A 13,574-nucleotide genomic window follows, 5' to 3' on the forward strand; every position below is an offset into this window, starting at 1 on the left:
GGGTAATATCGATGTGTTAAAAGTTTTTCGACAGAGGGACAAGAAGCGCTTCGACAAGGGACTTCCGTGGAATGGCAAAGTCCTAAATTTTAAGTTCTGACAGGCAATTTTGTGAGGGGGTATTAGGGTTGATTTTTCCGGATTTTGAGTTCATCAGACCCGTCCATCAGGATGAACGGACTGTCCTACATCGTGCGGTTCATAAGCAGTCTATGGAGAAAGTAATGATTAAGACACTTCGTTCTGATTTTCCGATTTCCTCGGATATTGCCAGACTTAAGCGCGAGTATGAGATTGGGAAGATGCTGGATATTCCCTGCGTGCTTAAACCTTTATCCCTTCCAAAATTCCAGAATAATTTCGCTTTGATTTTAGAAGACTTTGATGGCGAAGCATTAGCCAATTTATTCCCAGTGTTCAGAAAATCCATTCAAGATTTCTTAACAGCTGCCATTCAAATCGTCAGGATGGTTGGGGATATTCACAAAAGGTATGTCATACATAAAGATATCAATCCAAGCAATATTTTTGTGAATTGGGACAAGCAAATCATGAAACTGGGTGATTTCAGCATCTCATCTTTTACAAGAGAACGGCAAGAGATGCTGGATCCTTTAATGCTAGAGGGAACGCTTCAATATATGTCCCCAGAACAAACGGGGCGAATGAATCGGATCATCGATTATCGGACGGATTACTATTCGTTAGGCGTTACGTTCTATGAAATGTTGACGGGGAAATTACCCTTTCAAACGGAAGATCCGGTGGAATTAATTCACGGGCATTTAGCTGTGTCCCCTCCACCGCCGGATCAAATAGAGAGCGGAATTCCTAAACCAATTTCGGATATGATCTTGAAGCTGCTTTCCAAGAATGCCGAGGATCGCTATCAAAGTGCGTATGGCATCCTACAGGATCTCGAATATTGCTTGGCGAAAATCAACGCTGGAGAGGATATTGGGGAATTTACAGTAGGGATGTATGATATGACGGATCGATTTCAGATTCCACAAGGCTTATATGGGCGAGATAAAGAGATCGATAAACTTCTGCATGTGTATGAACAAGCCATTCATGGCTCATTGGAAGCGGTGTGGGTTACAGGGGAGTCTGGATTTGGTAAGACCTTCCTAATTGCTGAGACGATGAAAATGATTATGAAAGATCGTGGGTGGTTCCTCTCAGGGCGATTTGAGCCGAATAAGCAGCATGTATCCTATCACGCGCTCTCGCAAGCCATGAGAGAGTTAGTAAGACAACTGCTAACAGGTAAGAATGGGCAAATCGAAGAGTACCGTGACCGGCTGCTTAGTGTCTTAGGAACAAGCGGCAAAGTCATTATTGATCTTGTGCCTGAGTTAGCTCTACTGATAGGCGAACAGCCGAATGCGAAGCAGCTTCCACAAAAAGAAACGCAGAATCGCCTTCATTATTTGCTGCAACAATTTTTGTTGATTTTCTCGGGGAAGGATCGTCCGATCGTTCTATTCTTAGATGATCTGCAGTGGGCAGATACGGCTTCCTTACAATTTTTGGATCTGCTTTTGAACAATACACAAATGAAATATTTCTTGTTTATTGGTTCATATCGAGGTGAATATGATACGAATTGGTTGTCTTCTATGCATGTTCAACTACTCGACAAGCTGCCGCAGCACCTTGTGTTGGATCGAATCGTGTTAAAAGCTTTGAAGCTTGCGGATGTTCAAACCTTGGTAGCGGAGTCCTTGATTTCGGACGAGAAGCACGTTACGGAGCTGGCTGTGCTTATTTTGCAGAAGACCGGAGGCAACCCATTTTTCGTCAAACAGTTTCTGACGGCTTTGCATGAGCAGGATTTGCTTTCGTTTAATTATAAGGAGAATCGTTGGATCTGGGATATGAACGAGATTCAAAAACTGCGAATTACAGACAATCTGATGTTTCTTCTGGCTGAGAAATTAGATCGGATGCCGCCGAATACGCAAAATATCTTGCGCTTAGCTGCTTGTTTGGGCGTCTCTTTTGACTTGGAAGCATTGGGTATTAGTATGGGGAAATCTTTCGTCGACGCTTTGCAAGAGCTGGAACTGACGATTCAGAATGGTTTGATTATCCCCGTAGGAACAGATTATAAATTCTACAACGATGCGCAAGGGGAAGCGGCTGCGAGAGATATTCGGTTTATGTTTGTCCATGATTCCATTCAAGAAGCTGTATATGGCTCCGTTGAGGAATTGAAGCTGCCTGGCATGCATCTGAGCATCGCTCGAATGCTGCTGAAGGAACTGGCGAATGATGAGATTGAGAAGCGTCTGCTTGAAATTGTTAATCATATGAATATAGGTTCAGCACTGCTCAATATGAATCATGAATTAATCCAATTACTCGAATTTAACTATAACGCAGGGCGCAAAGCGAAATCCTCGAATGCGTACCGTTCGGCTATCCAATATTTTAATAAAGCACTAGAAGTGATGGATCAGATTGAGGGATGTGAGCAGAAAGAATTAGGTTTTGCGATTCGTTTGGAGAAGTCGGAATGCCTCTATTTGAGTGGTCAAGCGGACGAGGCAGAGACGCTATATGAGCAATTGCTGCAAGGGCCATTATCCAACGAGCAGAAGCTTGAAGTATATAATCTGCAAGTTGTCTTGCACACGAATATTGGCAAGCATCATCAGAGTATCAAGGTAGGCTTAAAGGCTTTAGCAGAGCATGGCATCCGATTGTCTGTTGCACCGTCCAACATGTATATCGTCATGACGTACATCAATGTGAGAGGGTTGATAKGGCGAAGAAGTACGCTGGAGCTGTATGATTTACCGATTATGGAAGATACGTTTCGGATGAAATTAATTGATTTAATGATGAGTGTCGCGGTATCTGCCTATTTCGTAAATACAAATCTATTCGTGCCTTTTATGTTGATTATGACGAAGCTTGCTTTGAAGTATGGGAACACGCCTTCTATGGCCTATGTGTATGGGGCGTACGGCTTGATTCTTGGGTCCGGATTTGGAGATTACCAGCGGGGCTATCAATATGGTCAACTAGGTGAACGAATGAACGCAAGGTTTCAGTCTCACCAATATCGCAGTAAAAGTTACTTTTCATTGGGTTTGTTCATTAGCCCTTGGGTGAAATCGTTACGAATCTGCTTGGAACACTTAAAAGAGTCATTTCGATGCGGCATCGAAGATGGCGACCTTGTGTTTGCCGGGTATGCGCTAACCTATCAGATGCTTATGAAGGATTTTCAAGGAGCTGTACTCGCAGAAGTGAAAGAAGATTTGGCCAAAAATTATCGCATTTTGGAACAGACGAATCATCATGATACCCTGCTTATGCTTGAGATGCTGCGAATGTTGACCTTAAATTTGGAAGGGATGTCTGTGAATCCGATCCTTTTCGGCAATCATCAGGAAGAGGAAGAACAATTTGTTAGTAAGCTTAAATTTCACCCGAATCAGGTAATTATCCATGTATACTCGGTAAAAAAAATGATGCTGTACTATTTATTCGGTTATTTTGAAGATGCGGTAAAGACAGGGAAGTCGACAGAGTTACATCAAGCTGCCTCTTTTGGTTTATTTCATATACCTGAAAATTATTTCTATTATGTCCTCTCCATTGCGGCGGCATTTCCTGAACTCCCTAGTGATGAACAGAAATGGCTTGCTAGGCGAGTTAAGAAAATGCTCAGAAAGATGGATAAGTGGGCTGCTCATTGTCCTGAGAACTATTCGCACTTAACACTCCTCATGCATGCAGAATGGCATCGAGTGAGGGGGTTTGGGCAATTAGCAGAGCAGGGATATGAATCGGCCATTCGACAAGCGCGTGAGCAAGGATTTATTCAACATGAAGCCATGGCTTGCGAGATAGCGGGGAAATACTACAAGCAAATTGGCCGCGAAAAATTCGCTAAAACGTATTTCGTTGATGCTTATTTTGGTTATGTCAATTGGGGGGCAAAAGCGAAGGCGGATGATCTAAGGCTGAGATATCCAGCTTACTTCACAAGTCGAGCCGAGTCTCCTGATTGGGCAACAACCAAAATCAGTGATTATTCCCTGCAAGCCATTGATTTCAAAACAATTATGAATACATCACGTTCTCTCTCAAGTGAAGTGAATCTAGAGCAACTGATCAAACGATTGATGGAGATTGTTACGTATTCTTCCGGTGCAGAGCGAAGTATCCTTGTTCTGAAAGATAAGGATAGTTTGTACGTTGAAGCAGAGATGCTTGCGAGTGCAGGGAAGGATTCCTGTATGGTGAGCTCTGTTTTGATCGAAACACGTGATAATGTTCCGAAAACAGTGATCCAGTATGTTGCGCGCATGAAAGAGGGGATTGTGTTAGATAATGCGGAGAAATCAACACTTTTCTCAAACGATCCTTACATAAGACAAGCGGAAAGTAAATCCATCTTCTGCGAACCGATTCTCCATCAAGGTAATCTAATCGGCGTTTTTTATTTGGAAAATAATTTAATTCGGAACGCCTTTACATCAGATCGCTTGGATGTGATCAAGTTACTATCGGCTCAAGCTGCGATATCCATTGAGAATGCTAGATTGTACAATGATTTGGAGTCCAAGGTAAAGGAACGTACCAATGAGTTAATCTTGATGGAAACGTCGCGGCGCGATCTTTTATCGAACATCTCCCACGATCTAGGGACGCCACTCACGTCGATCCAAGGTTATGTAGAAGCGATTCTGGATGATGTTATTCAGGACCCAGAAGAACAGAAGAAATATTTGAGCGTAGTCCATATGCGCATCGTTGGTATTCAACGTTTAATTACGGATTTGTATCAACTGAGCCGACTTGAAACGAAGCAGTTTCATTTCCAACTTGCCTCAACGTCTTGTGTGACGATGATTCGTCAGCTTTTCGCCAAATATGAATTGGATACACAAAATGCTGGAATTGCCTACACGTTAAACATGGCGCAAATGAATGGGCAGGATATGTTGACGGTGGATGTGGATCGAATTGAGCAGGTGTATGCTAATATTATTTACAATGCGATTAAATTTTCAACCAGGGGCTGTTCCAYTCAGGTTCAAGCTCAGATAAGGGACAATCCGCGTGAACTTGTTATTCGGGTGTCCGACACAGGAGTGGGGATTAGTGAGGAGGATTTACCTCATATTTTCGAACGGTTCTATAAAGTATCCAAATCAAGAAGCAACTCGGGCGGAAGCGGCTTAGGGCTCGCCATAGCCAAGGAAATCGTGCAATATCATGGTGGGCAAATTTGGGCGGAAAGCCGCCTAGGTCAGGGCTGCAGCATTTCGTTCTCACTTCCTTTACATCGCATATAAGTGATCCGATCCGTACATCTTACTAAGAGGTGTGCGGTTTTTTTCATAGGAAGGAGTGTCTATACCAAAGGTGTTTCCAATGCTATTGAATTCGACTTGTGATATACTTCTGTAGATATTAGTCATCGAAGGAGTTTACACACATATGCAATCATTTATTCAGTTTAATCCTACACGATTATGGTTTGGCGAAGGTCAGATCAAGCAATTGCAACAAGAGCTAGGAAATAGCGGGAAACGCGTCCTGCTAGTTTATGGTGGAGGCAGCATCCGGAATAATGGTGTATACGATGCTGTGATGAAGCAGCTGCTAGATAAGCAAGCCATTGTAGTCGAGATGTCGGGTGTAGAACCTAACCCTAGGTTGACTACAGTGAAGAAAGGTATTGAGCTGTGCCGAGTAAATCAAATCGATCTCATCCTTGCTGTTGGTGGGGGGAGTGTTATTGATTGTGCCAAAGCCATTTCGATAGGTGTTTATTACGACGGGGATGTTTGGGACATCATTACAAAGAAAGCTGAACCGCAGGAGGCACTGCCGCTGGGGACCGTGTTAACGCTAGCCGCGACAGGCTCGGAGATGAATAACATTTCTGTCATTACGAATTGGGATCGCAATGAGAAGCGCGGCTGGAGCAGTCCGTTAGCTTTTCCGGCTTTTTCTATTCTAGACCCTGCCTATACCACATCCGTTCCGTTAGATCAGACGGTCTATGGGATTGTAGATATGATGTCGCATGTGCTGGAACAATATTTTCACCGCACGGAACATACCCCGATGATGGATCGCTTCATGGAAGCCGTCTTGTTGACTGTTATGGAGGCTGCGCCGAAACTATTATCGAATCTGGAAGATGTCGAGCATCGTGCGACGATTATGTACGCTGGAACTACCGCCTTCAATGGTTTGCTGTCTTGTGGGACAGATGGAGGCGATTGGGCGTCTCATCAAATTGAGCATGGTTTATCCGCGGTTTACGATATTCCTCACGGAGGCGGACTTGCTATTGTATTCCCGAATTGGATGAGTCATTGTGCAGAAGATGATCCTTCGCGGATGAAGAAGTTGGCCATATCGGTTTTCGGAATCGACGAGACAGGAAAAACGGATCACGAAGTGGCACTAGAAGGAATTCAAGCTTTGCGTCAATTCTGGGATTCTCTCGGAGCGCCGAATCAGCTTGGCTATTATGGCATTGATGATCAGCGCATTGAAGAATTAGTGCACAAATCATTTATGAAATCTACAATTGGTCAATATAAAGTCATGACGAGGGACTCTGTCAGAGATATCTTGATAAGGTCGTTAGCATGAAATACTACGTATATGTATTAGCTGGCGCATGCAGCTTTGGATTGTTGTCAACATTCGTGAAGAAGGCCTATGAGTCTGGTTTCCATGTGGGTGAAGTGGTTGGCTCGCAAATTTTTTTCGGACTCATCATGATGTGGATCATGGCTTTCGTAACCGCCAAATCAGCTAAACAAGGATCAGCAGAAGCCCAAACGTTTCGCGTTTCACCTCGTAATGCTCTCCTGCTTATGTTAGTAGGAACAAGTTCAGGCTTAACCGGGATATTTTATTATGCCGCCTTGCAATACGTTTCAGCATCATTTGCCATTCTTTTATTATTTCAATTTACATGGATTGGTATCGTCTTAGAAGCGATTATGGATCGTAAACGTCCGAGCAGAGATAAACTCATCGCACTTATTTTCTTATTTATCGGTATTATTATGGCAAGTGGTTATCTAAAAGGTATGGTAGAAGCTCCCTCGTGGCTTGGAGTGGGATTAGGGTTGCTATCTGCATTGACGTACGCACTGTTTATTGGCATGAGCGGTAGGGTTGCTAAGCAAATTGCGCCAATCACGCGAGGTGCTGTGATGCAAACGGGCTCCTTTATCATCGTCATGCTGATCTTCCCACCTCATTTCTTGTGGAATGGATCCTTGCATGAATCACTATTACCATGGGCTTTGCTGCTGGCCTTGTTCGGTGTCGTCATACCCCCATTGTTCTTTGCTATTGGTGTGCCACGTATTGGCGGCGGTATGGCCACGATCATGAGCGCAGCGGAGCTGCCGACGGCTGTCATTATGTCCTTCCTCGTTCTCCACGAATCTGTAAGTGGACTGCAATGGTTAGGTGTAATTGTAACGATGTTAGGCATAGCGCTGCCAGAATTATTGAAACGAAGACGACGTGCCCATCGTCTTCAAACCGAATGATACAAGTGGATCTCCGAGTAAGTAGGRGATCCACTTTTTTTGCGCAAAAAAAAGGCCAATAGGCCTTTAACGTGGAAGCTATACAATCGCAAGTTGTTTCACTTCAAGCTTAACTGTTGTTAAATGAGTAAGCTCAGGAAGTGAGAAAAACTCAGCTAATCGACGAAGGCGCATGTAAATCGTTCGTAGAATAACAGAATCCAATTCAGTAATCATCGCTCGATTTGCGATATAGTCGGTCATACTCATTTTGATTAGAAAAGGACTATTTCTTAAATCTGTAAATTTCTTAGGTTGATGCGGGTTACCCAAGTTAGTCAAATATTTAGTTTGTTTCAAAGCGGATTGAAATCGCTCGACACAGGTTTTGGAAACGGGTATGTACCTTTTGCCGCCCATGGCATCAGACACAGTAAGTATTTGCTTTTTTTCATCTAAGGAATTACTTTTCAAATAAACAATTTCGTGAGGGGCGACACCCTCGATAAGCAGTCGAATAATAATAGCATCTTGCGGATTGATACATTGTGTCTCGATAAATTGGATTTTCTCTAGAGTAAGAATACGAAATCAACATCCCTTCAAGTTTCAACTTAATTTTCTGCAAATTACATTTGGTTTTCAGAAATAAGCAACTATACATGATATGAGATGTGCGGATTGAATATGCCTAGAACTTTGTTATGAGGTTATGAGGTAACTATAGCTGAAAGTAGAGAATGGAACAATGAGGGAAAAGCCCTAAATAATGTTAGTCTAACTTCGACAAATTCATCGTTTGAACCGATAACGGCGTAAGAAAAAAAGGGGATCTCTGGTTTATGTTGAAATGGAAAGTAGTAAAGTTAGGGAGGTTGGTGAGGAGATGGGGAACGAAATAGAGAAATTGAAAAAAGTCTTAGGGTTGCGTGATGCGATTGGTATTGCCATAGGCCAAATGGTAGGTGCGGGAATTCTTTCCATTACTGGGGTAGCGATAGCATTAACCGGGACAGGTGTTCCGCTTGCGTTCTTGCTATCTTCCGTGTTCATGCTTATCATTACCATCCCACTTGCTGTACTTGGATCTGTGCTTCCGACGACAGGTGGGATGTACACGTATACCAGTCGATTGCTATCGCCTAAAGCGGGGTTCGTGTATCTAAGCTTATTCACTTTTGGACATCTCACAATCGCTGTTTATGCCCTATCGTTTGCTCACTATTTGCAAGGGATTGTGAAAAACGTACCCATCATGTTTGTAGCTTCCCTTGTACTAACTTTCTTCTACCTCATCAACCTATTCGGAATAAAATTCATGTCAACTTTGGGGAGGGTGCTTATCGTCACCAAATTAGTATCCCTTTGTATGTTCATTGCGTGGGGAATGTCGGAGGTCGACTATACGGTATTTCACCCAACTTCCTATTTGCCACGCGGTATCAGTGGCTTTCTAATGGCTGTTGGAATCACATCATTTGCATCTGRTGGGGCTTACGCTGTTGTCGAACTTGGCGGAGAGATGAAACGGCCTAAGCGGGATATCCCGTTAGCGATTTTAATCAGTTCTGGTATTGTAGGATTGCTTTACATAGGAATGGGGATTGTTGCAACTGGCGTATTGCCCATATCGGAAGTTGCAGGGGAGTCTTTGATTGATGTGGCTACATCGATACTGCCTAAGCCGTTGTTTTTATTTTTTGTAATTGGCGGGGCCATGTTCGCTTTGGCATCAACGTTAAATGTTACGTTCTCTTGGGTGACTAGAGGGATGCTGGTCGCATGCAGGGATGGCTGGCTGCCAGCATCACTGGGGAGGGTGAATCGAAGATTCGGAACGCCACATTGGCTGCTAACTTTTTACTATATTCTGGGGATCATTCCTATCCTGACGGGGATATCTCTTGAAACCATTTCCCAACTCGGAGTAGGCATCTTACTCATTGCAAGCATTTTCCCCGTCTTATCCGCTGCGAGACTTCCGCGTGCATTCCCAGATTTATATCAAAGCGCTCCTTTCACAATGAAACCCTACCTGCTTTACTTGATTGTAAGTATTGCAGTCGGGTTGTTAATGTTCCAAGGATATCTCTTGTTAAGCCGATTGTCTGTTCCATTACTTCTTGGAATTGTTGCTGCAGTTCTCTATGCCGTGATCAAAGGGAAGAAGCCGGATCTTCCCCGGAGTAAACCTGTAACTGCACACGAAATTACAGACGTCACATTACCGCAATAATGGTTTTAAGTTCCTTCATAAATTCTTTGCAAGGCAGTGAAAGGTGCCGACTCTTCAGGCGCAAGGATCGGAAGGAAACGCCTAAATCCACGCCTGTGATTTCGAGTGCGACGATACTGCCTGTTTCCAGATAAGGATCATATCTCATTCCTGTCTCCGTATAGAAGCCGATCGCGATTCCTTCGGCAATAATCCGCTTAGCTGCTTCTGAATTCCCCAACTTAAATAGGATGTTAGGCTCCCCATGCTTTTTGAATATGTTCATAAGGAAATCAGAGGATATCAAAAGGGGTTCTAGCAGGAGTTCTTCGATGGAGATGCTAGTACGGTGTGATAAAGGGGATTTTTTACCCACATAGGCCATAATACGGCATTCTAGCAAATGTTCTGTCACCAGTCGCGCATGAGTGTTGGTATAATTGGTGCCAACAGCGATGAGTCCCAGATCGACTTGTCCACCGAGTACTTCTTGTACAATCTGTGGATAATTCATCTCCATCATGATAAGTTCAACATCAGCGTGCTTATTTTTGAAGATAGCTAATGTTGGAGGAAGAATACTTAAACAAAGACTCGGTACAGAGGCGATGGAAAGAGAGCCTGACAGTTGATTGAATTGAAAACCTGCAGTTTCTCTAAGTTCTTCCACTTTATTCATGATCTCTATGGCTTTGCTAATAATTAATTTCCCGTCTTCCGTAGGAATGGCTCCGGTGCGCGAGCGAACGAAAAGCTTCACGCCTAGCTCTTCCTCTAAGCTGACAATCGCTTGAGAGATGTTCGGCTGGGATACGTGAAGCTTTTCCGCTGCTAAAGAAATGGAACCTGTTTGATTGATTTCAATAATATAAATGAGTTGTTCAATTCGCATAGTTCACCTTTTCTGTATGCCAGTTATGACGTAACTATATCCGAACTGATGGAGATGAACAATATGAGAGAAGGACTATTTTAGGAGACGCCATATTCGACTTGACTGAGACTCTGCTCCCGTTGTTGCCMGTTATAAACGATGCGAGATAGCAAAATGCTAATTTCATATAGAGCGAATAAAGGGATGGCTACCATCAGATGCGAGATTAAATCAGGTGGTGAAATTAAGCTCGCTGTAATAATCAGAATCAGATAGGCATATCTTCGGACTTTGTTTAATAATTTAGGATTCAGCAGCTTTAGTTTCGTAAGGAACATGACGACAATCGGAAGTTCGAAGGCTAAAGACAACGGAATGATAATATTGAGCATGAAGCTAAAATATTGAGCAACACCGTAGGTCTGAGTTAATCCAAGGTTTTCGGTAACGCCTAATGTAAATTTGATACACATGGKGAATACAACGAAGTAACCGAAAGCTAATCCAATCATGAAGCATAAGAACGTATAGGGGATGTACCGAAGTGTGGCGACTTGCTCATCTTTGGTAAGTCCTTTTTTGACGAAAGCCCAAATTTGATAAAGGATAAATGGTAGTGTAAGTGTGAGCGAAACGGCGAATGCAATCAACATATAGATGCGAATGCTATCCATCGGTGAAAAGACATGCCACGTAATATCGGATGCTGTGGAGCTTTGCTTAAGGTAAAGTAAAATATTCTGAGCGAAGACGAATCCAATAATTAAGGTTAGAATGACAGCAATGAGGACGCGAATAATACGTGTGCGTAGTTCGGTTAAATGTTCGACAAGTGACATCATTTCTTTGATCTGCATAGGAGCCCTCCAGTCTAATTGGTGAGGAAGTGTTAGGAGCCGGCTAGCATTCGTCTTAATTCTACCGTATGAAAGCCGTTAGTTAGCTTTGTGTGAATATCCATAATGGTTTGAATATCCTCGAAGGAATATTTACGAACGCCTCCCTTGCTTCGGTCTGGAAAAATAAGCTTGCGGTCCTCGTAGTATCGAATTTGCCTCTCTGTTAACCCCGTTAGTTCACTTACAACACCAATTTGAATTACTTTTTTCTTTGTCATCATCAGCCTATCCCTCCAATTTGATGTAAGGTTAATTAACTTATATGTGACATTTAATAATGAAACTCTATCATTATATGGAAAAACGATCAAATAAACGATACTTATCTTAGTATAATTAAAATTTATGTCATATTATCTTACATAAAGTAATGACTGTTCATGTCTTCGCTGTTAAGTTTAAGTAGCGGATAGCCAAACTTAAACTGAGGAGATGGAAGCATGGAGAAGACACCGATCCAAGAAGATCAAATTACACGTAGACAATTTTTGACAACAGTCGGCAAATTAGGAGGGTCAGCCGCAATATTCAGTGTGATGGGTACTTTAGGACTACTCTCCCCGGAAACGATGAAAGCCGCAGATTACACGCCGCCATCGGGAAGGGATCTTACATCTGCGAATCGTAATGGCAAGAAAGTCATCATCTTAGGCGGTGGGATTGCCGGGATGACAGCAGCCTATGAGCTGGGTAATGCCGGCTATCAGTGCACCATCCTAGAAGCGAGAGCACGTTCAGGCGGACGAGCATGGACAGTGCGTAGAGGGACAACAGTAACAGAGATTGGCGGCGTAAAGCAKGTGGCTCGCTTCGATAATGGCATGTATTTCAATGCAGGGCCGATGCGAATTCCTCAATTTCATGTGACGCTGGACTATGCCCGCAAATTCGGAGTTGCCATAGAACCCTTTAACAATGTGAATGAGAGCGGGTATTACTATAATGAAAATGTAGGCGAGTTATCAGGCGTAAAAGTTCCTAAGCGGCAGGCCAAAGCCGATGTACGTGGTTATGTGGCAGAAATGCTGGCTAAAGCTGTTAATCAGAAAGCGTTAGATCTCCCTTTGACAACAGAAGAGAAAACGAAGCTTGTTGCGTATTTGAAAAGCGAAGGGGATCTAAACGCGGATCTGTTCTATAAAGGTTCAAGCAGAGCTGGTTATGTTGAAGAACCCGGCGGTAAATTTGACGCAGGTGTTCGGAAGGATCCATTTAGCTTAAAAGYGATCATCAATTCTGGTTTTGGTCAATTCCTCAGCAGTGAGTATAGCTATGATCAGCAAATGATGATGTTCCACCCTGTTGGCGGGATGGATATGATTGCGAAGGCGTTCGAGAAACGCGTAGGCGACAAAATTCAATTCAATGCGGAAGTTCATGAGATTAAACAGTCTTCTGATGGCGTTAAGATTTTGTATAAGGACTTAAACAGCGGAGCAAATAAAGAGATTGATGGAGACTTCTGCATCTGTACCATCCCGCTCCCTGTCCTCAAGAACATTAAAGCGGATTTCTCTCCTGAAATGTCGACTGCAATCGCTAAGATAAGCTATGCTGCTGCAGGTAAAATTGGTCTTCAATTTAAACGCCGCTTCTGGGAAGAAGATGAGATGATTTATGGCGGAAGCTCATTGACGAATATGGATATTGCCAATATCTATTACCCGCCGAATGACTATTTTTCCAAAAAAGGAATTCTATTAGGATATTATTCATTCGGAGGGAACGCAGATAAATTAGGTAATATGTCACTTGCTGCGCGAGAAGATTATGCCTTAAGCCAAGGAGCGAAGATTCACCCACAATACCACAAGGAGTTCGAAACCTCTTTCTCTGTGGATTGGAAGAAAATTAAATATAATCAAGGCGGCTGGGCTTCCTATACGGCAGACGATCGTAAGAACTATTATCCAACCCTATGCAAACCCGATGGTCGTATATATTTGGCAGGGGAGCATATTAGTTATATCACTGCTTGGCAAGCTGGGGCTATTGAATCTGCGCGGAAAGTTGTTACCGAAATTCATGAACGCGTAATGAAAGAATAGAGAAGAAGG

9 protein-coding genes are annotated in these 13,574 nt (G+C 43.1%); 5 read left to right on the plus strand and 4 right to left on the minus strand.

The window, feature by feature from the left end:
* Positions 1–128 precede the first annotated feature (128 nt).
* The 3 genes from AC1DLM_RS22035 to AC1DLM_RS22045 all read left to right on the plus strand — a co-directional run bounded on the left by AC1DLM_RS22035 (position 129) and on the right by AC1DLM_RS22045 (position 7,550).
* On the plus strand, positions 129–5,318 hold the full coding sequence (locus tag AC1DLM_RS22035; RefSeq protein WP_477571203.1) for an AAA family ATPase: 5,190 nt from the start codon (positions 129–131) through the stop codon (positions 5,316–5,318).
* 145 nt (positions 5,319–5,463) lie between these two features.
* A complete protein-coding gene (locus AC1DLM_RS22040; RefSeq protein WP_477571204.1) occupies positions 5,464–6,633 on the plus strand; it encodes an iron-containing alcohol dehydrogenase in 1,170 nt (389 codons plus the stop codon).
* The gene (locus AC1DLM_RS22045) at positions 6,630–7,550 is read left to right on the plus strand and encodes an EamA family transporter (protein WP_477571205.1); all 921 of its coding nucleotides are present in this window, start codon (positions 6,630–6,632) and stop codon (positions 7,548–7,550) included. Before AC1DLM_RS22040 ends, AC1DLM_RS22045 begins: the two co-directional genes overlap by 4 nt.
* Before the next feature lie 78 nt (positions 7,551–7,628).
* Here the strand turns inward: AC1DLM_RS22045 and AC1DLM_RS22050 are convergent, their stop codons facing one another.
* The gene (locus AC1DLM_RS22050; RefSeq protein ID WP_441990364.1) at positions 7,629–7,961 is read right to left on the minus strand and encodes a hypothetical protein; all 333 of its coding nucleotides are present in this window, start codon (positions 7,959–7,961) and stop codon (positions 7,629–7,631) included.
* A gap of 454 nt (positions 7,962–8,415) precedes the next feature.
* Here AC1DLM_RS22050 and AC1DLM_RS22055 point away from each other — a divergent pair, with 454 nt between their 5' ends.
* On the plus strand, positions 8,416–9,765 hold the full coding sequence (locus AC1DLM_RS22055; RefSeq protein WP_477571206.1) for an APC family permease: 1,350 nt from the start codon (positions 8,416–8,418) through the stop codon (positions 9,763–9,765).
* On the opposite strand, the gene AC1DLM_RS22060 is transcribed toward AC1DLM_RS22055, so the two are convergent.
* The 3 genes from AC1DLM_RS22060 to AC1DLM_RS22070 form a co-directional block, all read right to left on the minus strand.
* Positions 9,749–10,636 carry a LysR family transcriptional regulator gene (locus tag AC1DLM_RS22060; RefSeq protein WP_441990362.1) on the minus strand — a complete coding sequence of 296 codons (888 nt, stop codon included), beginning with the start codon at positions 10,634–10,636 and terminating at the stop codon, positions 9,749–9,751. The genes AC1DLM_RS22055 and AC1DLM_RS22060 overlap by 17 nt on opposite strands.
* Positions 10,637–10,716: 80 nt before the next feature.
* A complete protein-coding gene (tatC, locus tag AC1DLM_RS22065; protein WP_477571207.1) occupies positions 10,717–11,475 on the minus strand; it encodes a twin-arginine translocase subunit TatC in 759 nt (252 codons plus the stop codon).
* Between the two features lie 32 nt (positions 11,476–11,507).
* Positions 11,508–11,738, minus strand: coding sequence for a MerR family transcriptional regulator (locus tag AC1DLM_RS22070; RefSeq protein ID WP_477571208.1), 231 nt, complete (start codon positions 11,736–11,738; stop codon positions 11,508–11,510).
* Between the two features lie 219 nt (positions 11,739–11,957).
* Here AC1DLM_RS22070 and AC1DLM_RS22075 point away from each other — a divergent pair, with 219 nt between their 5' ends.
* The gene (locus AC1DLM_RS22075) at positions 11,958–13,565 is read left to right on the plus strand and encodes a flavin monoamine oxidase family protein (protein WP_477571209.1); all 1,608 of its coding nucleotides are present in this window, start codon (positions 11,958–11,960) and stop codon (positions 13,563–13,565) included.
* The last annotated feature ends 9 nt before the right edge of the window (positions 13,566–13,574 follow it).

Source organism: Paenibacillus sp. 01T442, assembly GCF_056398345.1.